Below are 24,716 nucleotides of genomic sequence, written 5' to 3' on the forward strand. Positions count from 1 at the left end.
AGGTTGGGTGTCGCGGAGCCCTAGGACCGGGGCCGAACGTCGACGGCGTCGAGTTCGCGCAGGAGTCGCTCGCGGGCTGCGGGCAGGGGTCCCGATAGTGTGGCGCCGGCAGCCCGGCTGTGGCCACCTCCTCCGAGTCCCGACGCCAACCCGTGGACCTCGGCCGGCTCCTTGGAGCGCGCCGAGAGCTTGCAGCGGCCGTCCTCGAGCTCGCGCAGGTGCAACGCGACGTCCACCTCCCCCACCGAACGCAGGACGTCGAGCGCCAGATCACCGACGCCCACGAGCCCGCCGAGACCGAGCTCCCGCTCCTCGACGATCAGCGCCACGCGCCCTTCGTCGAGGTACTCGGTCCGCGTCAGCAGCGCTCCGAGCGCCGCGGGGAAGCGCGCCTCTCGGCCCTGCTTCAGCTCGCGGAAGATGTCCGCCGTACGCACGCCCAGGCGCGCGCACTCGGCCGCCAGTTCGAGCGCTTCGGCGTTCGTGTTGTCGAAGCGGAAGAAGCCCGTGTCACTGACCAGCGCGAGCAGCACGCCGCGCGCGATCTCGGCGTCCAGATGCACGTCGAGCGCGTGCAGGATCCGCGCCGCCAGGACTCCGGTCGCTGCCGCCTCGACGTCCCAGAAGAGCGCGTCCCAGAACGGGTCGTCCGGCAAGCGGTGGTGATCGACGACGACCTTCTTCGCGGGCGAGGCCAACAGGCGCTCGGCGAGTCCGGCGGTGCGCCCGACCTCCGACAGGTCGCAGAAGACGATCAAGTCGTGCTGCGGCAGGCGGCGCCCCTTGTCCCAGCCGAACCCACAGGCGGGCGCGGCGAAGGAGAAGCCGCTCTCGGGGGCGTCCGGGTTGCAGATCACAGGCTCGGCGCCGCGGCGCGAGAGGCCGTCCGCCAACGCGGCCTGGGACCCGAGCACATCCGCATCGGGTCGTTCGTGTCCGACGAACAGGGGGCGTCGGGCCGCGCCGATCAGGGCGACCGCTTCCTGTTGGCGTGCGTCGAGTGCGGGCGGGGTCCACATGGCGCGCGACTGTACCAGGCCATCGCTCGACCGTCGGTGTGCGCCGTGGAGTCCACGCGCTCGGAGGCGAACGGAGCGAGTACGGCTGGCAGGACCGACGAGGTGGACTTCGTAGCGCGCTCGACCCAGGCAGCGTGCCGCGACGCGCGGACCTGGCGTCGCGCGCACCCGATGCGGTGGGCGACGACGGCCCGGGCTTCACGCACCCAGCGCGGTGCCGGGACTCCTACCCGAGTGCGGAGCGCCGCCGGCCTCCGTGGCATGGAAGACGTTCACGGCATGCACGACGTCGGCAGCGCACCGGGCGGACGCGGCGCGAGCGACGAGCGCGGCGCACGCCGAGGTCGATGGTGCACGCCTCGCACGACATACATCACCGCGCGCGAGGTGGACAGGTTCGCGGCGCACGTGGCTCATGCGACGCCGACGACTCGAACGGCGAGCGCGGCGCGAACGACGAACGCACCGTAGGCGGCGCACGTGGCGGACTCGGCGCACGCGAGCGTCGGCGGTGCACGAGGCGCAGGAGTCGCACGAATCGCCCTCGGCGCACGCATCGGACGCGGCGTGAGCAACGAATGCACCGTGGGCGGCGCGAGCGGCGCACGTGGTGGACGCGGCGCATGCGAGCGTCGGCGGTGCACGAGGCGCAGGAGTCGCACGACTCGCCCTCGGCGCACGCATCGGACGCGGCGTGAGTGACGAATGCACTGGGGGCAGCGCGAACGACGCACGCACCGAGAACGGCGCGAGCGGCGCACGTGGTGGACGCGGCGCACGCGAGTGTCGGCGGTGCACGAGGCGCAGGAGTCGCACGAATCGCCCTCGGCGCACGCATCGGACGCGGCGTGAGCAACGAATGCACCGTGGGCGGCGCGAGCGGCGCACGTGGTGGACGCGGCGCATGCGAGCGTCGGCGGTGCACGAGGCGCAGGAGTCGCACGACTCGCCCTCGGCGCACGCATCGGACGCGGCGTGAGTGACGAATGCACTGGGGGCAGCGCGAACGACGCACGCACCGAGAACGGCGCGAGCGGCGCACGTGGTGGACGCGGCGCATGCGAGCGTCGGCGGTGCACGAGGCGCAGGAGTCGCACGACTCGCCCTCGGCGCACGCATCGGACGCGGCGTGAGTGACGAATGCACTGTGGGAAGCGCAAACAACGCACGCACCGAGAGCGGCGCGAGCGACGCACGTGGTGGACGCGGCGCACGCGAGCGTCGGCGGTGCACGAGGCACAGGAGTCGCACGATTCGCACGTTCGCACTCGGCGCAAGCGTCGGACGCGGCGCAAGTCGCGGTCGCGGCGCACTCCGAGGTCGATGGTGCACGCCATGCACGACGTGCATCACCACGCGCGAGGTGGACAGGTTCGCGGCGCACGTAGCTCATGCGACGCCGACGAATCGAACGGCGAGCGCGGCGCGAACGACGAACGCACCGTAGGCGGCGCAGGCGGCGCACGTGGTGGACGCGGCGCACGCGAGTGTCGGCGGTGCACGAGGCGCAGGAGTCGCACGAATCGCCCTCGGCGCACGCATCGGACGCGGCGTGAGTGACGAATGCACTGTGGGAAGCGCAAACAACGCACGCACCGAGAGCGGCGCGAGCGACGCACGTGGTGGACGCGGCGCACGCGAGCGTCGGCGGTGCACGAGGCACAGGAGTCGCACGATTCGCACGTTCGCACTCGGCGCAAGCGTCGGACGCGGCGCAAGTCGCGGTCGCGGCGCACTCCGAGGTCGATGGTGCACGCCATGCACGACGTGCATCACCACGCGCGAGGTGGACAGGTTCGCGGCGCACGTAGCTCATGCGACGCCGACGAATCGAACGGCGAGCGCGGCGCGAACGACGAACGCACCGTAGGCGGCGCAGGCGGCGCACGTGGTGGACGCGGCGCACGCGAGCGTCGGCGGTGCACGAGGCGCAGGAGTCGCACGATTCGCACTCGGCGCGCGCATCGGACGCGGCGTGAGTGACGAATGCACCGTGGGCGGCGCGAACGACGAATGCACCGTATACCGCGCGAGCGGCGCACGTGGTGGTCGCGACGCACGCGAGAGCAGGCGCGCGCGTCACGCACGCCAAGCCCGGTGTGCACAGGACTGCGGCGCACGTCGTTCGTCCGTCGTCGACGACTCGAACGACTCGAACGACTCGAACGACTCGAACGACTCGAACGACGAGCGCGGCGTGGGTGGCGAGTACGGCACGCACGAGCGTCGACGACCAGCGTCACGCGCGCCGCCATGCGAACGCGCCGCTGCGCTCACGACCGCCGCGTCCCTGTCCCTCCCGATTCGCGAGATGCAGGTCGCGCGCCCCGTCGCGCTGTTCGCGCGATTCGACACCGGTCCGAACGGGCGCGACTCGGGCTCGATCGGCGCGCGGACCAGTGCGGATCAGCGCGGAGACCGCTGCGCCACGACCTGTCGCCCCTCGATCCAACTGGCTCGCACTTCGGGTCGCTCGCGGACGAGCTCGTCGAGCACGCGCTCGCGGCTGCGCGCGGCGGTGGCGAACGCGACGGCCGTGAACGGTCGGCCGACGCCCAGCACACCGACGCGATCGCCGAGCCCCAGTGCTCGCGCGGCGTCGCACGTCGCCCATCCCCAGAGCTCCGCCAGGGGCACGTGCGGGAACGCGGCGGCCGCCAGCGCCAGTTCGCGCCGCATGTCGAGGTCGTCGTTGCCGGCCGCGGAGTCGGTGCCCAGGCACAGACGCACCCCCGCCGCGCGGTAGCGCTCGACCGGGAAAGGGGCGCGCGCGAAGAAGGCGTGCGCGCCGGGACAGTGCACGACGCTGGCGTCCGCGCGCGCGATCCGCGTCGGCTCGTCGTCCTGCCCGCCGCAGTCGTTGCGACCGGTGCCAGCGGCGACGTCGTCGGGGACGTTGCCGTGCACGAGGACGGTCGCGGGCCCGAGGAGTCCGCGGCGCTCGAGCCGATCGAGCGCGCGCCCGCGACCCTGCGGCGGTCCGAGCAATGCGTCGAACGGCCCGGTGCGTCCGCCGGTCCACGCCTCTTCCTCGGGCGTCTCGGCCCAGTGCACCTGCAGCGGCACGCTCCTCCCGTTCCCGCGCGACGCGATCCCGCTCGCCAACGCGTCGAGCGTCGCGTCGCCGACGGTGTAGGGAGCGTGGGGCGAGATGCCCAAGAGGTCGACCTGCCCCGCCGCGCCGTCGCCGTCCAGGAACGCGAGGGCTCTCTCGACGGCGGCACGACCTCGCGCGTCGTCTCCGGCGTCGAGCACCTCGAGGTACGTGCGGGTGATCGGCCCACCGGCCTTCCGCCGCGCGTCCAGCTCGCCGTGCGTCCAACTCGCGGCGATGTCGCCGACCGCGACGCAGCCAGTGGTCGCGAGGCGCTCGAGGCCACGGGCCACGGCGCTCGACGCCTCGGACGTCGCAGCGCCCCGCGCTCGCAGGAGACCGACGATCCAGTCCGGGAAGCTCGCGCCGGGAGCGACCGCACCGGCCAGGTCGGTCAGATCGAGGTGGGCGTGCGCGTCCACCAACCCAGGCGTCAACGCCACATCGCCCAGGTCGACGAGCTCGAACGGCTCGGACGTGCTGGTGTGGATCTCGTGGCTCGGAACCCGTGCGACCACGCGCCCCGCTTCGACCATCAGGTCCACGCCCTCGACGACGTCGTCGGGCGCGGCGACCAGCCAGCGCGCGCGCAGGCGCATCCGGCCCGCGCCGTCGGGTTCGCCCAAGGAACTCGTGAGCGCGCTCAGCGCGGCTGGACCAGGACCTGGAACTCGACGACGCTGGCGATGCGATCGGCGAACGGCGCGTCCGGATCGATGACGAACTGGGCGCGCAGCGCGTTGGGACGGCGCTGGTCGGCGACCGACTGACCCGCGATGAGTGCCCAGTACGAATTCAGCTCGTCGGGGTGCTCGACCCAGGGAGTCAGCGAATCGGGAACGAACGTCGCTCCGATCTGCGCCAGATCCGACTCGCACGGGGAGGCGACCGCGCTCGCGAAGCGGATGCCCTGGAAGCGCACGACCAACGGCGACGAATCGAGGGACGAACCCACGAGCGTCTCGAAGTCGCTGCCGAAGTCGGTCGTGATCGGGCCCGAGTCACCGCGCCAGTCGACCACTTCCCCCGTGTCGAGTTCGATCTTCGCGTTCCAGCCGAAGACCCACTCCGCCGGATCGACGCTCGTGAGGTCGTCCTCCACGAAGTCGAACCCGAAGAGCCCACCGTCCGGCACGATCCAGCAACTCGTGAAGCCGCTCCGGCGCGCCGGACCGGTCGTCGGGTCGACGAGGGCCGCCGTCAGGATCACGTCGGCGAGCGCGGGCTCACCGACGCCCCCCACGTCCGGCTCCAGTCGGGTCGCGATCTCGGCCAGGGACGGCGCGACGGGCAGTTCGACGTGGATCATGCCCACGCCGCCGTGGCCGCCCTCGGACAGCGTGTTCGCGTTGAATCCGCCGCTGCCTCCCGACACGTCGAAGACGTCGGTGGAGGTTCCCAGCTCGAGTTCGCGGGCCTGGATCAGGAGCGCGCCACCGGAGCCGCCCCCCCCGGGCGCGGCCCAACAGTCGTCGCTCATGGTCGGCACGGTGCACAGCGGGAAGCCTCCGCCGTCGCCACCCGCCACGCTGATGCTGCCAGAGGCCTGGAGCGAGCCCCCGACGTGCAGCTGCAACGCTCCGCCCCCACCGCCGCCGGCCGCGCCGCTCGCGTCGAGGTAGGCCGTGATCCGCTTGAGCGGGAAGGCGCCGACCGGGATGCAGCTGTTCGTGGGAACGCCGTTCGTGGTCGTGCCCTGGATGCCGCCGCCACCGCCGCCACCGCCCGCGCCACCGACGAGTTGCCCGCCGCGATCGGGATCGAGGAGGACCTCGAAGGCCCGCACGAGATCGGCGTCGACCGGGGCCAGCGGGGGTTCGATCGGAACGCCGAACGCGGCCGACGGGACGCTCCAGAGCGCCTCCGTGCCCGAAGTCACGTGGCTGGCACCGGCGCCCGGCGCGCCGACGATGACGCTGGCGCACAGGGCGTTGAGGTAGTTGGTGTCGGCGATGCTGCCGAGCTCCAAGATGCTCGGACCCGGCATCACGGGCGGCCAGGCGACGCCGCCACCGCCCGCACCGACGGTCCCCGCAGCCGCACCGCCGCGTCCGCCACCGGCGGTGCCGTCGACGACGACCGACGTGCCGGGCGGGTGGTCGTAGCCGCGGAACGCCTGACCCTGGCTGGGCGTGAGCTGTCCGTTCGTGGGTTGATCGGGACGGTCGCCGCCGTCGCCTCCCGCCCCGGCACCCAGTCGGTTCGGGCCGCCGTCGCCGCCGAGCCCCACCGTGGAGGCCTGGTCGATGGCGTCGCGGCCACCGGCGTCGAGCGTGCCTTCGACGCGACAGACTCCGCGCACGAAGATCCGCGCGGGATTGGCGCCTTCGAGCACGAGCCGCCCGCCGGCGTCGATCACGAGGGTCGCGAACTCGAAGACTCCGTCGTCGACCTCGACCGCGAGCTCGCCGGGCAGCACACCGTCCACCACGTAGTCGTCGATGGGCTGGGCGCGCACCTCGTAGGCGACGATCTCGTCCTCGTCGGTCGTCGCCACACCGAAGGCGTCGACGCCGTTCGTGGTGAGCTCGGGACCGAAGCGCGTCACCAGCGTGGGGCCGGTTCCGAGCACGACCGTCTCGCCGTTGCGCACGAACAGCTCGCCGTGTCGACCACTACCGCCGGCCAGCACGGGCACGACCCGGCCGCGCAGACCATCGCCCCCGACGAGCGTCGTCGGCTCGGCCAGGGCGGAACTCGCCCCGACGTTGATCGCCTTGATCCCTTGGAAGGTGTCGCGCACCAGGACCGACGGCACGGGGACCGCGAGCGGCGTGAACAGCGCCGAGACCGACTGGCCCAGGGGTTCGCCGCCCAGGTCGCTGATCGAAGAGTTCACGCTGACGACGACGCGGTGGATCTCCAGCGGATTCGAACCGGCCGAGGGCAGGCGGGGCTGGGGCCGGAAATAGAGCGCAGTCGTCCCCGACACGTCGTCGAACTGCACCGAGTATGTGCCAGGCAGAGGCACCTGGTCGTCCGTCGTGTTGGGATCGCCGTCCTTGTCGAACCGGACTTGGACCGTGGGTGACGTGCCCTCGCTCGTGTCGATCAACGTCGACGCGTCGAGGATCTGGTCGAACTGCAGACGGACGCGCGAGTCGAGGTCCACGTCCGTCGCGCCGTCGGCCGGGTACGAGTCCAGGACCTGCCCCGTCGCGGGAGCGATCTCCTCGACGAGCACCTGAACGCTCGGAGGGCCGGGCTGCAGGTCGAGGATGCCCTTCGACGCGACGACGAAACAATCGACCGACGTGATGTTCGACGAGCCCGAGACCGACGTGATCCGCGGCCCGGTCGCGGCGCCGCGGATCACGACGCGGTAGGACTCGCCCGACTCGAAGCCGGGGACCACGTTGCCGTCGTCGTCGAAGGTGACGCGCGGCGTGTAGACGACGCGCCGGGGATTCGCGGGATCGACCTGGATGAGCGCGGGCGGGACGTCGTCGTCGGAGAACTTCGAGACGCGCAGACTGGCTGGCGAGAGCGACGCGGGATCGACCGGCCGGTTGAACTCGAAGGACAGGCTCTGGTTGACGAACACCTCGGTGATGGTGCACCCCACCGGCCCCGCGACCGGACCGTTGCACGCGAGCGTGCACGAGATCAGGTGCATCGCGGACGTGCTGCTGGGAACGGCGTCGGACGTGTCCTCCGCGCCCGGGCCGCCGCACCCCGCGAGGAGAGCGAGCGCGAGCGGAACCAGTGCGGCCGCGCGGAACGGATGGACGGCGAGGGGTCGGTCGAAGCGCTTCATGGTCTCGGAGCGTGACAGGTGGGATGGACGCTCGGGGGTCGGCGGCGCAGCGGTCGTGAAGGACGAGGACGGGCGCCACACGCACAGGACTGCGCGAGTCGCCCATCGGTGTCGGGCGTCGTGGGTGCAACGCGACGCTCGGTCACCCGTGCACGGAGTTCTCGGTCGACGCGGGCTGGGACCACGCGTTCGCGAACCTGGGTGCAGGGCCGGAACCACCGCCGCGCGCGCTCGGAACGATCGTCGATCGAACCGCTCGGAGCCCGCGCGCTCGGTGGATTCGGGCCGCTACTCTAGGGTGCGAGGGCACTAGGGTCTCTGGTAAAGATTCGGCCAGAACTCGACCCTCCGTCCTGACCACCGCGCCCCCCGGACGACCCTCCGCACGAACCCCGATGCCGCCCTCCTCCACCGCCGATTCCGCCCCCATCCGTCCCGGCCACGGGGCGGATCGTTCCAGCCGCGGGAGCGGGTCCACCAGAGGTCGCGCTCCGCGCCGCGTGCTCGCGCTGGCCCTTCTGGGCGCGGCGTTCCCGCTCGCGCTCGCCGGGTGCGACGGAGCCGCGTCCGCGGACCGCGGCGCCACGCGCGAGGCCTATTCGAACGTGCCGCTGCAGCGCCAACTGCAGGACATGATCGACGCGCTGGCGGAAGCCGACGCGGCGGCCGGCGTCAGCTTCGACAGCTGGGTCGACGGCGTGCGAGCGGCGTTCGCACGCGCCGATCGTTCAAGCCCGGACCTCGGTCGTGCGATCATCGCGCTGCTCGACGAGCGCGACGACCTGGATCCCGGCATCCGCTCGCGACTGATCGAGGCGGCCGCGCGTTCGATGGCGAAGGACGAAGAGGCGCGCGGCGAGCTCGGCCTCGCGCTCACCGAGCGCATCGAGAACTACAGCAGCGCGCTGGGCGAACGGAACAAGGCCTGCGAGCTGCTCGGCGCGTACTGCCCCCAGACCGCGATCGCCGTACTGGGTCCGCTGCTGCTGCCCGATCGGCGCGGCACCACGCTGCCCGACTCGGAGTTCATCCTCGCCGGCTACCTGACGGCGGCGAAGACGCTCGGCACGGACACGCACGACATCCTGTGCGCCATCGCCGTCGAAGCGCGCATGGACGGACGCACGCGGACCATCGCGCTGCGCGAACTGGCGCCCCAGGCCACGCCGCGCTCGATCGCGATCTTCGAGAACGTGATGGTCGAGTCCACCGGTGACGCCTACCTGCGCCGAGTCGCGGTCCAGAGCTACATCGCCGCCGTGCCGAAGGAACGTGCTCTCGAGCACCTGACGCGCACGCGCGACCGCGAAGCCGACATGAACATGCAGGGCTACCTCGAGGACGTGCTCGCGACCCTGCGCGGCGAACGCTGAGCGGGCGACGGTCCTGGGTGCACGCGCGGGCGGAACGCGCCCAGAACGAACGCGAGCGGGAGGATGCCGAGGCATCCTCCCGCTCGTTCGCATGCGACCCTTGTGGACCGCCTGCTGGCTTTCGGCCTAGATCACTGGACGACGGTCCAGTTCTCACCGTCGTTGCCGGCGACACCGGCAGCGGCGTTGGCGAGACCGAAGCTCATGTCGGCACCCGACAGAGCGGCGGCGAAGTCCGGGCCACCGGCGATGCCGGTGTAGTTCTCGGTACCGCGGTTGTTGTACTGCAGGATGTCGCCTTCGTGGTTGATGAAGAAGACGCGGTTGCCGGTGCTACCGAAGTCGAGCGGCCAGGCGTAGCAGCCCCAGAAGTTCTCGGCGGCGTCGGGATCGGTCGCACCTTCCACCGAACCACCATCGGCGTCCTCGGCGGCGCCATCGTTGGCGTCGTCGGGCAGCCACATCTGGAAGACGTAGCCCGAGCGGGTCACGACGCCGTCCTCGACGTTTCCAAGGGCGGTCGACAGCATCGGCGGCGACAGCAGGTCGGCACCGTTCGTCGGCACGCCGGCGCCGTCGTCCTCGCGCATACCCACGGTGCCGGCGAGCTCGGCGAAGTAGCCGTACTCACCGCCGCCGTCGGAGTCCGTGTCGACCGCGGCCGAGGACTGCATCTGCGCCTGGGCCGAACTGATCGAACGGAGCGTGGAAATGGCAGCCGACTCGTTGGCGCTCAGGCGAGCGCTGAGCAGCTTCGGGATGGCGACGGAAGCGATGATCGCGATGATGGCGACCACGATCATCAGCTCGATGAGCGTGAAGCCCGCGTTCTTGCGTTGGTTGATTTTCACTTTGGGAGGTTGCCTCTGACTGGCCTTCGTGTGTGGAAACCGCCTCCCCAGGTGGTGGACGCACGCGCGCCCGCCCCTCGAAGGTGCGGCGAACCGATCTCTCGTTTGCGAGGGGGCTGGATCGGACATCGACCCAACCGGTACCGCTCGACACCCCACCCTTCGGACTCCCGCGCCACGGCTCTGTAGCCCGGCCCGGATTTCTGGTCGGAAAATGCGACCTCCCAGGACGGGAGCGGGCCGGCGCCCCAGGTGGAGCGCCGGCCCGCTGCCAGCTGCGGCCTCGAGGGCTCGCTCGGCGTGCGTCCGTGGGTCAGCCGCCCAGCTTGCCGACGATGTCGAGGATGGGCAGGAAGACCGAGAGCACGACGCCACCGACGATGACACCCATGAAGGAGATCAGCATCGGCTCGATCAGACTGGTCAGCGACTTGATCTGGGCCTTCACCTGGGCGTCGTAGAAGTCGGCGATCTTCTCGAGCAGCGTCTCGAGTGCGCCGGAGCGTTCGCCGATCGCGATCATTCGCGTCACCATCGGCGGGAAGACCGGCGACTGCGACAGCGGCTCGGACAGCATGTTTCCGTTCCGCACCGCTTCACGCGAGTTGAGCACGGCTTCGGTCACCACCTGGTTGCCCGCCGTGTCGGCGACGATGTCGAGCGTGCCCATGATCGGAACGCCCGAACGGGTGAGCGTCGAGAACGTGCGGCTGAAGCGGGCCAGTGCGACCTTGCGCGCCATCGGCCCGAAGATCGGCACGTTGAGCGCAATGCGGTCGAACAGGTAACTGCCGCGGCGCGTCTTCTTGAACAGGTAGAGGCCGACCAGCACGCCCGCCGAGCCGCCGAACGCCACCATGTAGTTGGCCTTCAGCCAGTCCGACGTGTTCAGCACGAACGTCGTCAGCGCCGGCAGGTCGGTGTCGAGCGACTCGAACACCTGACGGAACGTCGGGACGACGCCCAGCATCAGGAAACTCGTGATGCCCAACACGAGCACCAGCGAGATGACCGGGTAGGTCATCGCGGACTTGACCTCGCGGCGCAGTTCGTCGGCTTCCTCGACGTACTCGGCGAGACGCTCGAGGATGATGTCCATCTGACCGGAGGCTTCACCGGCCCGTACCATCGAGACGTACAGCGAGGTGAACGCCTTGGGGCAGGTCTCCATCGCCGCCGACAGGTCGGAACCGCCGCGCAGCTCGGTCGTCAAGCGCTCGCACGTGATGCGCATGCCCGGCGTCTCGGCCTGTTCACCCAGCACGTCGAGCGACTCGAGCAGCGAGAGGCCAGCGCCGATCATCGTCGACAGCTGGCGCGTGAAGATGACGAGCTCCTGCTTGTTGACCGTGGCCTTGGGCTTGGTCAGCTGGAGACTGGTGAGGCTCTTGAGGCTGAAGCCCTTCTTCGCCCCGCCGTTCGAGTCGGGGTAGCTCCCGCCCTCGTTCGAAGAAGTGGACTTGGGCTTGGCCTTGGGCTTGTCCTTCGGCGTGCGGCCGAAGAGGCTCTTGGTGCTCCCACTGGGCTTGATGCTGACCGGCGTCAGGTTGCGCTTGCGCAGCTGTGCGAGAGCTTGGGCCTGGGTCTCAGCGGTGACGGATCCCTGGACAGAGTTGCCCTGATCGTCGCGCGCGTCGTAGTTGAAGTCGGACATGTTCGTAGCAGCTCTCAGTCGCCCATGGTCACGCGGAGGACCTCTTCCAAGGAGGTGCGCCCGCGCATTGCGTTGAGGAGGCCGACCCGACGGAGGGTCAACATCCCGTTCTCGATGGCCATCGTCTTGATCTTGGCCGCGGACTCGCCCTCGACGACGAGGCGCTTGACGTCCGCGGTCATGTACAGCGTCTCCAGGAGTGCGAAGCGACCCTTGTAGCCGCCCGTGCAACGCGGGCAGCCCTCCTGGTTCGCGACGAAGATCTGGAAGTCGTTCTCGAAGTCCGCCTCGATGAAGCCCATCGCCATGAGTTCGTCGCGCGGCACTTCGGCCGTCCGGCGACAGTGCGGGCACAGGACGCGTGCCAGTCGCTGGGCGGCGACGCACAGGAGCGAGCTCGACACCATGAACGGGTCGATGCCCATGTCGACGAGTCGCGTCACGGTCGACGCGGCGTCGTTCGTGTGCAGCGTCGAGAGCACCAGGTGGCCCGTGAGCGCCGCCTTGACGGCGATCTCGGCGGTCTCGGTGTCCCGGATCTCACCCAGGAGCACGACGTCGGGGTCCTGTCGCAGGATCGAGCGCAGCGCACCGGCGAACGTCAGGCCGCGCTTCGGGTTGACCGGCACCTGGTTGATGCCGTCCATCCGGTACTCGACGGGATCCTCGACGGTCACGACGTTGATGTCGGGCGTCGAGACCTCGCGCACGGCGGCGTACAGGGTCGTCGACTTGCCCGAGCCCGTGGGGCCCGTGACCAGCACCATCCCGTAGGAGGACGAGATGCCTTCCTTCAGGTCGGCCAGACACTTCTCCTCGTAGCCGAGCTTGTCGAGACTCTTCGCGACGCCGGACGAGTCGAGGATCCGCATCACGGCCTTCTCGCCGCCGACGACGGGAAGCGTGGACAGTCGGAAGTCGATCTGCCGGCCTTCGTAGCGGATCTGGAACTTGCCGTCCTGAGGCCCCATGCGCTCGGCGATGTCGAGGTTCGCGAGGATCTTCAGGCGCGAGATCACCGAGTTCAGCATGTGCTTCGGCGGCGCCATGATCTGGTGCAGACGACCGTCGACGCGGAAGCGGATGCGCAGGTGCTGGTCGCCCGGCTCGATGTGGATGTCGCTGGCCTTCTCGCGCAGCGCCTTGAGCAGCACCAGGTTCACGAGCTTGACCGACGGCACCTCGTTCGGGTCGTCGGCGGTGCCCGCGAGGTCGAGGTTCTCGGCCTCCTCCTCGATCGGAGCGACCTCGAAGCCGTCGGTCTGAACGCCGCTGAGCAGCTCGTCGACCTGGGCGGCACCGGTGTCGTAGGCCACGGCGATCGCGGCCCGGATCGCAGCGGGGTGCGACAGGATCGGACGGACGCGGCAGCCCGTCATGATGTTCAGGTCGTCCAGCAGCAGGACGTCGAACGGGTCCGCGACGAGAACGGTGAGGATCTCGCCGGTGCGTGCGACCGGCAGAGCGCAGTGCTCCTCGCAGTCCTCCTTCGTCAGCGTCTCCAAGGCCCGGTGGTCCGGGTGGATCTTGGACGCGTCGATCGGAGGGACGTTGCCCGCGGCGCCGAGCACCTCGAGAAGAGCGGCCTCGGTGACGCGCTCGCTGGTCACGATCGCCTCGAGGACGGGCACGCCCGTTTCGGACAAGCCCTCCCACTCTTCCGCGGTGACGAGCCCCCCGTCGATGAGGAGCCGCCTGATCTTGCCGGACGTCCGAACCATCAGGCTGCTCGCACGAGACGCAGGAACTCACCGGGATCGGACAGGGAAGCTTCGGCGTCCTGGACGCGAACCTGACCCGACCGCACCAGCTCGGCCAGCGACGCGGTCATGGTCCGCATGCCCTGGCGACCACCGGTCTGCATCTGCGAGTAGATCTGGTGCGACTTGCCCTCGCGGATGAGCGCACGCACGGCCGGCGATGCGAGGAGAACCTCGGCGGCGAGGCAACGGCCGCGGCCCTCGGCCTTCGGCAACAGCTGCTGACAGAAGACGCCTTCGAGCGTGAAGCTCAACTGCGTCAGGATCTGCGCCTGCTGGTGCGAGGGGAAGACGTCGATGATGCGGTTGATCGTCTGGACGGCGTCGTTCGTGTGCAGCGTGCCGAACGTGAGGTGACCGGTCTCGGCCAGCGTCAACGCCGCCTCGATCGTCTCGAGGTCTCGGAGCTCGCCCACCAGGACGATGTCGGGGTCCTGACGCAGCACGCTGCGGAGCGCGTTGCCGAACTTCTTCGAGTCGCCGCCGATCTCCCGCTGAGTGACGAGGCACGAGTTGCTCTTGTGCGCGAACTCGATCGGGTCCTCGATCGTCACGATGTGGCCCTGACGGTTCTGGTTGATGAAGTCGATCATCGACGCGAGCGTCGTCGACTTACCGGAACCGGTCGAACCACAGACGAGGACGAGGCCCGAGCGCAGGTTGCACAGGCGCTCGCAGACGTCGAGCGGCAGGCCCAGTTGGTCGAAGCTCAGAAGCCCGTGCGGCACGAGTCGCAGCACGCAGGCCACGGAACCGCGCTGGAAGAACACGTTCGCCCGGAAGCGTCCCTGGTCGGCCAGCTCGAACGAGCAGTCCAGCTCGAACTCGCGCTCGAGCGTCGCGATCTGCTCCTGCGTGAGGACGCTGGTCGCTAGGCGGCGGGTGTCCTCCGGCGTGAGCTCCGGGGTGTCGACCGGGACCAACGTGCCGTCGACACGGATCCGGGGCGGACTACCGGCGGAGATGTGGAGGTCCGACCCGTCCTTGCGCACCATCAGCACAAGGAGATCTTCCATCGTAATCATGGGACTGCTTCGCGTTCGAAGGTCGCGGGGGCGGCTCGAGAGCCGAGGGAGGGTGCGTCGCGACCACCCGCCCGAGTGGACGAGGTGGCAGCGACCCCGCATGGATCGGGCCGCGGACGGTCGGCGCTGAAGACCTGTTGCCTTTGATCGACGCGCCGCGCCACCGCCGTGCACGCCGGGAAAGAAGTTCCGGGGGCGCCGCGTCGTCGCGCGCGAGCGCAGTCACCCTCGATCGGCAGTCCTGCGATCCGGTGCACCTCGGGCCGTGCCGACCTCGGACTTCTCGGCCGTGGACGGCGGGCGACGGGCGGCGGGCGGAACGGAGCGAGGCCCGCGGCGCCGGTGTCGATCGCTCGACACGGGCGCCACGGGCCTCTTCGACGCGGTGGCACTCGGTCGTGCCGTCCGCCTGTCGACTCAGTCGTCGTCGTGCTTCTTCCCGGACTCCGCCAGGACCTTCGCCTGCTCCGCAGCCGGCACCGACGCATAGCCGTGCGCCTTCATCGACCAGGTCGCCGCGCCGGCGGTCATCGAGCGCAGGTCGCGGTTGTAGGTGCCCAGCAGCGCGAGCGGTGCGTGCGCGATCACGATCGTCACCGCGCCGTCGCCCTCGGAGGACTGGTCCACCACGTGACCGCGACGGTGGCTGGTGAGGTCCGAGAAGACCGCCCCCGCGTGCTCGGCCGGGACGTGGATCTCGAGCTCCATCAGGGGCTCGAGCAGCGTCGGCTTGGCCTTCGAGAACGCCTCGCGGAACGCGCGCGCACCCGCCATCTTGAAGCTCATCTCGTCCGAGTCGACCGCGTGGAACTTGCCGTCGAAGAGCTCGACCTCGACGTCGATCACCTGCGCGTGGGTCAGGATCCCCTGCGAGCAGATCTCACGCACGCCCTTCTCGACGGCGGGGATCAGGTTCTTCGGGATCGCTCCACCCACGACCTTGTCGTGGAACACGATGCCGGAGCCCTCCGCCGCCGGTCGCACCCGCAGGTGGCACTCGCCGAACTGGCCGCGGCCGCCGCTCTGTTTCTTGTGTCGGTGGCTGGCCTGGGCCTCGCCGCGAACGGTCTCGCGGTACGCGATGCGCGGCGGCCGCGTCGTGATCTCGATGCCGAAGCGGCGCTTCAGGCGCGACTCGAGGATGTCGAGGTGCAGCTCGCTCATGCCGCTGACGACCAACTCGTGCGTCAGCGAGTCGTGGCGGTGGCGGAAGGTCGGGTCCTCGGACGCGAGCTTGACGAGCGCCGGCCCGATCTTCTGTTCGTCCGCGCGGTTCACCAACTCGATCGCGTGGGACACGAGCGGCTCGGACATGGTCGGGAAGTCGACGGGCACGGCGCCCTTGGCCGAGGCAGCGACGGGAGATCCGAACGTGTCGCCCACCTCGAGGCCTTCGACCTTCGCCAGAGCGACGATGCTGCCCGCCTCCGCCTCGGTGACGGCTTCGCGGTTCTTGCCGCCCATCAACACGAACAGGCCCCCGAGCTTCTCCGGTCGCGCATCGCGCCCGACAGCCTGCACGCTCGACTGCGCGGCGAGCCGCCCGTGCAGGAGCCGCGCGAGACACACCTTGCCCAGGTGCTGGTCGTTGCGGACGCCGAACACGACGCCTTCCGGTTCGCCATCGGTCGACAGGTCCATGGACTCGCCACCGCGCGTGTAGCCGCGAACGGTCATCGGGCCCGGGGCCGCGCGCTCGAGGAACGCCAGCAGCTCGTCCACGCCCACACCCGTCTCGGGATTCGCGCAGAGCACCGGCACCAGGGTCCGGGCGGCGATCGCGCTGGGATAGTGGGCGCGCAGCTCGTCCTCGGTGAGGGTCTGGCTCTCGAGATAGCGCTCGACGGTCGCCTCGTCCTCGCAGCCGTCGATGACGCGATCCATCAGCCGTTGGCGCCACGGACTCTGGTCGTCGCCGATGACGCGGTGCACGCCCACGAGACGGCCGCCGTCGAGGTCGGGCAACAGCCCCGGGACGCAGGTCTCGCCGAACGCCGCGCGTAGCTCTTCCACCAGCTGCGCGAAGGGGCGGTTCTCGTCCTCGCAGTGCGTCGCGACGATCGCCATCGGGCGCCCCGCGGCGTGGATCTCCGCGACCTTGCGCCGCAGGTTGGTCGTAACACCCGACGCGCAGCTGACCACGGCGATCGCCATGTCGGCGGCGAACAGTCCCGCGCGCGTCTCGCCCTCGAACTCCGGATAGCCGGGCGTGTCGACGAAGTTCCAGTCGAAGTCGCCGTGCCGCGCGTGGACGACCGCGAGCTGGAGCGTGTGCTGCTTCTCCTGCTCCTCCGGCTCCGTGTCGCACAGGCTCGTCCGATCCCCCACCGAGCCCTTGCGCTCGGTCGCGCCGGCGGCGAACGCGAGAGCGTCCACCAACGTCGTCTTGCCTGCACCAGGGTGACCGATGAACACGACGTTGCGGTGGCGCGGGCTCGGATGGCTCATGGGCGGTGGACTCCTTGTCGTCGACGGATCTACGGGGGAAGGGCTCCTGCGCACGGCCGCAGGGGCCGGCCCGATCCTACCCTGGATCCGAAGAAGCGTCCGATCGGGGCTCGCGCGTGCGTCTGGCGCCGCCGAGCGCGAACGCGGGCGATGGACGGCACCGATGGACGGCACCGACGGACGTCCCCGCGAACGACGTCCCCACGAACGACGGATGGCCCGACTCGGTCGAGTCGGGCCATCCGTCGTCCACCGCTTCGGGTGGTGCGCGGCGGCCGGAGCCTGCGCCAGAGGTGGGCGCTCGCCGGCGCCGCGTCCGGGTGTGGCCCCGGAGCACGGCGTCCGCGCGCCTTTCGATCAGCGTCGGTGGACGACGATCTCGACGCGACGGTTGCGCGCCTTGCCGCCGGCGGAGGAGTTGTCCGCGATCGGGCGGTACTCACCGTGGCCGGCGACGATGCAGTTGGCGTCCGAGACGCTGCACTGCTCCACGAGGAAGCTGTGCACCGAACGAGCGCGTGCGATCGAGAGTTCGCGGTTCGAGGAGAACTTGCTCTTCGTGGGCTGATCGGTGTCGGTGTGGCCTTCGATCCAGTACTCGGCGCTCGGGTACTCGTTCCGCAGGCGCGTCGCCACGAGGCGCACGGCGTCCTGGCCGCCGGGCGACAGACTGGCGGACCCCGAAGCGAACGTGATGCCGGCCGGGATCGAGATGACCAGGTCCTGACCGCGCATGGAGACTTCCATGCCGGCGTTGGTCAGCTCGCTGAAGTTCGGGGTCGGCAGGGGCGCCGAGGCGTCGCGCAGGCGCGCGTCGAGGGAGCTCAGCTCGGACTCGTAGGTGTTGACCTGACGCTCGAGCTCGAGCTTCTCGCTCTTCAGGCGCGAGTTCTCGTCGCGGAGGGTGATGACCTCGTCCTGGTAGGCCTGCAGCGCTTGCTGGGTGGCGCAACCGGAGGTGAAGGGGGCCACGAGCGCGACGACGGCGAGCGCCAGGAGGCGGCTGCGACGCGGCGCGACGGTGCGGGAAGTGGGGACGGACATGGTGGATAGGGGCTCGGGGCCTCGAGGGCGACGATCGGACCTGGTGTGCCGCGACCTGGCGCTGGCGAACCGACGTGTTCGGCCGATGTGTTCAGTGGGCTGCTGGCAGCAGCGTGAGCAGATCATCCCAGGCCACCAGGGTGAATCCAATGCCCAAGGCCAGGTAGGGGCCAAAGGGGAGATAACGCCCGATCCTGCGCGCTGCAGCGAAGGTCCAGAAAAGGGACTTCCTACGTCCGCGGCTGCGCTGACGACGTCGCAGCAGGAGGAAGAAGCGCCAGATCCCCCCCACCCCGGCGATCGAGCCGAAGAAGGCCCCGACCAGGAAGGCGGCGAGTGCGCCGCCGGGGCCGATCAGCCCCCCCGCCGCCGCCATGAGCTTGACGTCGCCCAGGCCCATGGCGTCGCGGCCGTAGATGCGCGAGCCGATCCAGCCCACCAGGAGCGGCAGCCCCCCACCGGCGAGGATGCCCGCCAGGGACCCCGCCAGGGCGCCGAACCGATCCACCGAGTCGGGATCGCCCGAGAGCTGTTGGGCCACCCAGGTGTCGGCCTGGAGCGCTGGGACCGCGAGGCAGAGGAAGGGCGCCAGAACGGTCCCGCCGATCGAGATCTCGTCGGGGATCTCGAAGAACTCGAAGTCGACGGCGCTCGCGATGACCAGAGCCGTCAGGACGACCCACCAGACGAGCAGGAGACCGAGGTTCTGGTCGGGCACGAGCCACAGCGCGAGCGCGAACAGACCGCCGAGGATCACTTCCACGAGCGGGTACCGCCAGCCGATCGGCGAACGGCACGACCGACAACGGCCGGCGAGCGAGATCCACGAGACGAGCGGCAGGTTGTCGAACCAGCGCAACTGATAGCCGCAGGTCGGACACAGGGACCGCCGCGGATGGGTCATCGACAGCTCGGGCCGCGGCAGCCGGTGGATCGCCGCGTTGGCGAAGGAGCCGGCTGTCAGACCGAACAGCACCGCGAACAGGTACTGGAGGATCGGCGGCAGATCGAAGGGGCTCAGCACGCACCGAAGGTAGCGAGGGCGCGGTCGGCGACGGCCGATCGAGCGCGTCGACGCGGAGCGAAACCCCGACCTGGCACGGAGCCGAGCGCGCTCACTCCCAGACGAGTTCGATCTCGTCGACCCACGGCGGATCCCAGGCGCTCGGGAAGCCGGGCCGCGCCGGTGCGACGACGAGATCGATGCGCAGGCGCACGACCGTCGTGTCCTCGAGCAGGCGCAGGTCCGTCACGGGCTCGAGATCGACGAGGCGCCCCTGGGCGTCGGTCCCCACACCGATGAACGCGACCTCGTAGCGCGTGCCGCCCGGTTCGTCGTCGGTCCCCGGCTCCGGCCGACCGGCGGCGCGCGCCGCACTCCAGTGGCGGAAGTCGTTCCCCGGAGTCAGCGGACCCGAGACGATCGACCAACGCTGCTCGCGCACCAGCGGGTTCAGGGCGGGCTCGTCGATCTCGAGCGGCATGTCGTAGATCCAGGCGTCCACGGCGCTGCGGCCGAACGGCTTCGTGATGCGCGCCTCGCTGGCGCGCACGCGACCGGGGATGCGCACGCGGCCCCCGGCCACCAGGATCAGCGGACCGTCCACGTCGATGTCGCCGTCGACGACCAGGTCGCCGCCGCACACGAGACAGGTCACGGGCAGCTGCTCGCGCTCCGCCCGCTCCAGGAACCGTGTGAGCGTCTCCCGCTCCTCGAACTCGAGCCACGGCACGTCGAGCTCGCCCTCGTCGAACCGCAGTCGCCTGAGCCACGCCGCGTGACTCTCGTCGGGAGCCTGACGCGCTTCGCCGGTCTGCACGCGTCGGACCAGGCGGCCCGAGATGGTCGCGCGACCTTGGGCGGCGAGCAGGACGAGACCGGGCGCGCCGAACTCGACGGTCGCTCCTGTGGGGATCGTGAGGTCCGTGGCCTCGAAGCGCGTGCGCTCGCCCGGGTCGGTGAGTTCGACGGCGCCGTCCTTCCCGGTGCCGACCGCTCGCGGCAGGAGCAGACGGACCCTCCCGTCCCCCTCCCAGCGCGCCTGTCCGATCGAACCGTCGACCGAACGCGGCGACGCCAGGTCGTCCGACGCGAAGGTCTCGATCAGCCGGCGACCGAGGACGAGCGGGGCCGCGTTCTCGACGAACAGGGGCACGGCGAAGGCCAGGTTGCGGAAGGCCGACTCGATGGGCGTCCCGCCGAGATCTCGCAACGGCACACCGAGGCTCGGCACTTCGATCAGGCTGTAGGCGCCGACCTCGAGCAGCTGTGGCAGGCCGCTCGCGTCGCGGGGCATGAGTTCGATGCGCGCGAACTCGGGTCGGTTCTCCACGAGGCGCGCGCGGAGTTCGACGAACTCGGGGCGGGCGGACGGGTGCCCGTCGACCTGAGGTGTGTTCGTCGGCGCCGTGCCGGCATCTTGCGCGTCGTTGCGCTGTGCGTCGATGCGGCTGGGAACCAGGACGAAGCGCTCGTTCGACAGCGAACGCGGATCGACGGCCTTGTCGCTGAGCAGGTGCCAAGGCTCGCCGGCCCCCACCGTCGCGTCCTCGATCGTGAGGCGGGCGCTGCGTTCGGGCGCCTCGTCGAGGAAGGGTGTGTCGTCGGCCCGAGTGGTCTCGAACGCGTACTCCATCGAACGCTCGAGCGGCGCGCCGTCCCGTCCGCGCAGGGCGTCGACGCGCGGGAAGCCGGCGAGTCGCAGGGTGTAGCGCTGGGAGGGCAGGAACCCACCGTCCGCGAGCTCGGGCGAGCGCGACAGGTCCGGCTCGAACTCGAGGCGACGGCCGACGACGCGAACGGATCCGCGCGCGCGCCGTCCTTCGACGTCGGTCACCGAGAAGGACGCGCGCGTCAGCGAGCGCGGGTCGAGCGGGTGCGAGAAGTGGACGACGAGCGGCTCGTTGAGCAGGACTCCCTGGGCGCGCTCGTGGCGGAACTGGGTGACCGCCAGACTCGGCCCCGGCGCGGGCCTCTCGTCGCACGCCCCCAGACCCAGGCTCGCGCACACCGCGAGAAGGCCGACCGCTGTCGCGCGCGCCAGCCCGCCGGGTACGCGTGTCTGGTGGCGGGCGACGGCGCCGTCCGAGCGGGTGCTCGGATCGGGCGTGTCGGAACGGGTGATCGGTCGCAGCACGTCCCGGAGGATACGGACTCGACCGGTCGGGTAGGCGCCGGGTGCTGAGGTGAAGGCCGGCTGCGGTTGGTGGGCGGGACGGCGACTCGCGGCCCGAGCGCGACGTGTGTCGACGAACCCTGATCGCGCCCAGCACGTGCGAGTGGCCGGGTCCGACAGGTGTCGGGCCCGGCCACTCGTGCCGTGAGGCTCGCGCCTCGTCGTTCATGGGCTCGAACTCAGGTCCGATAGCCCCGCGTCCAAGAACTCGCGTCCTAGAATTCGCGTCCTAGAATTCGCGTCCTAGAATTCGAAGAACAGGCGCAGGAAGTCGAGGCTCGGAAGTTCCTCGTCGCCGGAGAGGCCGATCGATCCGTCCGCGTCGTTGTTGAACGTCACGCGGAAACGGAAGAAGTCGATCGAATCGCCGGCCGGACCGTTGAACGCCGCCATGTCGGCGGGATCGGCGGTCCAGTCCACAGCGGGGTTCTCCACGTCCGGGGCGCCGTTCGAGTCGGCGGTCAGCCCTTGGAACTCCACCGTGATGGCGGCGGTGTTCGGCATGCGGTCCAAGGTGCCGTCGCTCTCGACGCGGTAGAAGCGCGGGACGAGGCTCCCCGTGACCGAACCACCGGTGTAGGCCGACAGATCAGGTGCGCCCTCGAGCTGGAGGGTTACTTCCGACGTGGTGCCGTAGGTGAACGTGCCCGAGGCGACCGTGAAGTCGTCCTGGTTCGAACCACCGTCCGACAGGCTCAGTCCCTGCTGACGCAGGAGCTGGGTGTTGCGCAGGTACATGTTGCGCGTCACGTCGTCGGCCACGGCCTGCGGGAACCGCAGCGTCACCTGGTCGGTCGTGTCGTTGACCGTCACGTTCACACCCGTCGCGGTGATCACGGCCGCCTCGGCGTCGACCACCTGCCCGGTGGACGGGATGTCTCCCGAGTTCGCGGACGGCAGCTCCGAGAAGCCGTAGCGCAGGCGCCCGTTGGGCAGCGACGACGACACGTCGAGAGTTGCTCCGCCGAGCGGGACCGCGCGGCTGACGACGCGCGAACGGGCACCGAAGGTCGGGAAGCAGACCAGCGGGTTCGGCACACCGAAGCTGTTGATGTTCGCAGCCGTGCCGATGTTCAAGAGGGCCCATCCACCCACGTCCGGATCGTCGTCGAAGACGTGCAGCTGGATGACACCCGCTCCACCGTTGCCGCCGCCAGCATCGCCGGAGTTGTCGGTCCCAGTGGTTCCGAAGGTGTTGTTCTCACCCCCACCGCCGAGGCCACCGACGGCCCGGAACAGCGTGTTGGCGCCGTTGCCGCGCAGGTCGAAGCCGCCCGAGGCTTCCAGGACCAAGAAGCCGGCCGAGCCGCCACCGGAACCTCCGGCGACTCCGCCACTGTCGAATCCGGCACGACGCTCACCGCGTCCTCCGATTCCGCCAGAGACGTCGATCAAGCCGCTCGTCCCGACGAAGAACAGGCCCAGGCAGCTGATGCGCATCAGACCGCCGCCGCCGGCGCCGCTCGCGGCACGCATGTTCTTGGCCTGGGTGAACGAACCGGGGTAGTTGGTGTCCTTGATGGAGTCACCACCCGCACCACCGCCGGAACCGGGCAGGGGCGTCGAGAACTCTCCGATGGTGACGTCTCCGGTTCCCAGAGCACCGCCGCGACGCAGGCCCCAGAAGTTGTCGCTGACGATGCCGTTCTGAAGCACGGAGTCACCGTCGTCCCCGCCCTGGGGCGGGCTGGATCCGGTGATCGCACCGAGGGCACCGGTGTTCGCTCCGCCGCCGGCGGCGATCGTCGTGCCGTCGTTGCCGGGGCGCGCGTTGACCCCCTGGGTGTTGCCTTGGGTGCCACCGAAGTCGTCCGTGGTCCGTCCACCACCGCCACCACCGGCGCGTCGGGTGTCGCCGGGAGTCGTGTTGCCGTAGCCCGACTCGCCGCCACGCCCGCCGACTCCCGGCTGGTTGAAGGGTCCGAATCCGTCACCACCCTTCTCGTCCGGTTCGATCAGGTTCGAGGGCGAGGCCGTGCCGCCACGTCCGCCGCCACCGTTGCCGTTGACACCGGGGATCGAAGCCACCGAGGACAGAGCGTCCTGGTCCTTCGCGTTGTCGCCCTTGCACTCGATCGTGCCGCGCACGGTTACGTTGCCCGTGGCCCAGATCTCGACGGGGTTCGGGCCGACGAAGCGCAGCGTGGCTCCCGCCTTGACCTCGAGGTCGCGCAGGTAGATGACCCCGTCCGTGATGGACTGCTGGTCGTCGATCCCGATCCCGCCGGGGGTGCTGTTCGTGATCGAACCGTTGCTCGTGTTCACCACCAGCAATTCGTCCGGCTCCAGGATCAGGTCGAAGCCCGGGGACAGGTTCGACCGCGTCGGGAACTCGAACGAAGCCCTCAGGCGTCCACCGCCCCAGTCCGCCTCCGGCAGGTCCAGAAGGACCTCGGTGTCGAGGAATGACGTGCTGTCGAAGGTCTCGAGGAGTTCGTCGACGAGCGGTTGGCTCGCGAAGGCCGGAATGCCCGTTCCCGCGTTCGTGCGGAAACGTGCGAAGTCGTTCACCGAGAGCGTGCTCTGGCTGCCGACGATGTCCTCGAACGCAGCGTCGATCTCGACCCGCAGGAGCGCGTCCTTCGGCAGGATGCCGACGGCGTCCAAGCGGATGCGCGCGCCCAACTCCGTGCAGTTCTCGACGAGCGTCACGTCGGTCGGGACGGGATCCCAGATCGACGTTCCGGCGCGGTTGAACTGCAGCTTGAGGCGATCGGAACTGATGTTCGTCGCGGACGGGTTGACCGGCTGGTCGAACTCGAGGATGACCGAGAACCGGTCGTCGCCACCCGAGTAGAGGTTCAGGGGCAGGTCGTCGATCACCGTCGGCGTGGTACCGACCAGGACGAACGGTTCGACGTCGCCGTTGCCGATCTCGATGCGGCTGAGGTTCATCGCCGGCACCTGGCCCGGAAGCGGTTGGGCCACGAGCACACGCGGCGGCGCCGGAACCGTGTCGAAGAAGATCTCTTCGGGCGACGTGGACGAGGGCGTGATGAAGGTCCGCTGCTGGGAGGCACCCAAGCTCGAACCGCCCGCCGAGCGCACCGCGATGCCGCCACCGCCGTCGCTCCCGAGGATGAGGACCGCGTAGGACTCACCCACCGCGAGACCGGAGTCCGAGAGATCGGGCTCGGTGGGACAGCGCGGCTGGAAGCGCACGGTCGACGGGTCGATCAGCTTGAACTCGCCGAGCGCCTGCTGACCCTGGCTGTTGCGGATCTGGATCGACGACGAGTTGATCGAGCCGAAGTCGACCGACGCGTTGAACACGAAGTCGATCGGGCGGTTGATCTTCCAGGAGTTGGTCGTTCCGCCGGGCATGCCAGCGACGTTGAGCAGCTGGAAGCCGGAGACTCCGGTGCCGCCGCTGCCGCTACCGCTGCTGCCGCTACCGCCTCCACAGGCCGCGAGGGACGCGGAAGCGAGGGCGAGGAACCCCAGGCGCGCCAGGGCGGCCTTCGGTCGGTTCGTGCGCGAGTTGGTCGAGTGCATGATTGGACTGCTCGGTGAGT

The 24,716-nt window shown here is 70.1% G+C and carries 13 protein-coding genes; 1 reads left to right on the forward strand and 12 read right to left on the reverse strand.

Features of this window, described 5'->3' with window-relative positions; translation table 11 throughout:
• Positions 1-20: 20 nt before the first annotated feature.
• From Pla163_RS13895 to Pla163_RS13910, 3 genes are all read right to left on the reverse strand, one after another.
• Entirely contained in the window at positions 21-1,019 is a 999-nt protein-coding gene (locus tag Pla163_RS13895) for a DHH family phosphoesterase (RefSeq protein ID WP_145189582.1), read from the reverse strand.
• 2,406 nt (positions 1,020-3,425) lie between these two features.
• Positions 3,426-4,739: an amidohydrolase family protein gene (locus Pla163_RS13905; protein WP_145189587.1), complete on the reverse strand. Its 1,314-nt coding sequence runs from the start codon at positions 4,737-4,739 to the stop codon at positions 3,426-3,428.
• Between the two features lie 17 nt (positions 4,740-4,756).
• Positions 4,757-7,870 (reverse strand): hypothetical protein, encoded by a 3,114-nt coding sequence (locus tag Pla163_RS13910; protein WP_145189590.1) that lies wholly within the window; start codon positions 7,868-7,870, stop codon positions 4,757-4,759.
• Positions 7,871-8,370: 500 nt separating this feature from the next.
• Between Pla163_RS13910 and Pla163_RS13920 the strand changes: the two genes are divergently transcribed.
• Positions 8,371-9,243, forward strand: a complete 873-nt coding sequence (locus Pla163_RS13920) for a hypothetical protein (RefSeq protein WP_145189593.1) — start codon at positions 8,371-8,373, stop codon at positions 9,241-9,243.
• Positions 9,244-9,374: 131 nt separating this feature from the next.
• Here the strand turns inward: Pla163_RS13920 and Pla163_RS13925 are convergent, their stop codons facing one another.
• The 9 genes from Pla163_RS13925 to Pla163_RS13965 form a co-directional block, all read right to left on the reverse strand.
• The gene (locus tag Pla163_RS13925) at positions 9,375-10,094 is read right to left on the reverse strand and encodes a pilus assembly FimT family protein (RefSeq protein WP_419185948.1); all 720 of its coding nucleotides are present in this window, start codon (positions 10,092-10,094) and stop codon (positions 9,375-9,377) included.
• Between the two features lie 313 nt (positions 10,095-10,407).
• Positions 10,408-11,748: a type II secretion system F family protein gene (locus Pla163_RS13930; RefSeq protein WP_145189599.1), complete on the reverse strand. Its 1,341-nt coding sequence runs from the start codon at positions 11,746-11,748 to the stop codon at positions 10,408-10,410.
• 14 nt (positions 11,749-11,762) lie between these two features.
• Positions 11,763-13,469, reverse strand: coding sequence for a GspE/PulE family protein (locus Pla163_RS13935; protein ID WP_145189602.1), 1,707 nt, complete (start codon positions 13,467-13,469; stop codon positions 11,763-11,765).
• Positions 13,469-14,533 carry a type IV pilus twitching motility protein PilT gene (locus Pla163_RS13940; protein WP_145189605.1) on the reverse strand — a complete coding sequence of 355 codons (1,065 nt, stop codon included), beginning with the start codon at positions 14,531-14,533 and terminating at the stop codon, positions 13,469-13,471. Before Pla163_RS13940 ends, Pla163_RS13935 begins: the two co-directional genes overlap by 1 nt.
• Positions 14,534-14,950: 417 nt before the next feature.
• Positions 14,951-16,981 (reverse strand): elongation factor G, encoded by a 2,031-nt coding sequence (locus Pla163_RS13945; RefSeq protein WP_145189608.1) that lies wholly within the window; start codon positions 16,979-16,981, stop codon positions 14,951-14,953.
• A gap of 357 nt (positions 16,982-17,338) precedes the next feature.
• Entirely contained in the window at positions 17,339-18,025 is a 687-nt protein-coding gene (locus Pla163_RS13950; protein ID WP_419185949.1) for an OmpA family protein, read from the reverse strand.
• Between the two features lie 91 nt (positions 18,026-18,116).
• Positions 18,117-19,049: a prepilin peptidase gene (locus tag Pla163_RS13955; RefSeq protein ID WP_145189613.1), complete on the reverse strand. Its 933-nt coding sequence runs from the start codon at positions 19,047-19,049 to the stop codon at positions 18,117-18,119.
• Between the two features lie 91 nt (positions 19,050-19,140).
• Positions 19,141-21,162, reverse strand: coding sequence for a bactofilin family protein (locus Pla163_RS13960; RefSeq protein WP_145189616.1), 2,022 nt, complete (start codon positions 21,160-21,162; stop codon positions 19,141-19,143).
• A 282-nt stretch (positions 21,163-21,444) separates the two neighbouring features.
• On the reverse strand, positions 21,445-24,696 hold the full coding sequence (locus Pla163_RS13965; protein ID WP_145189619.1) for a hypothetical protein: 3,252 nt from the start codon (positions 24,694-24,696) through the stop codon (positions 21,445-21,447).
• Positions 24,697-24,716: the final 20 nt, after the last annotated feature.

This window comes from Rohdeia mirabilis, assembly GCA_007750655.1.
Classification (GTDB): domain Bacteria; phylum Planctomycetota; class UBA1135; order UBA1135.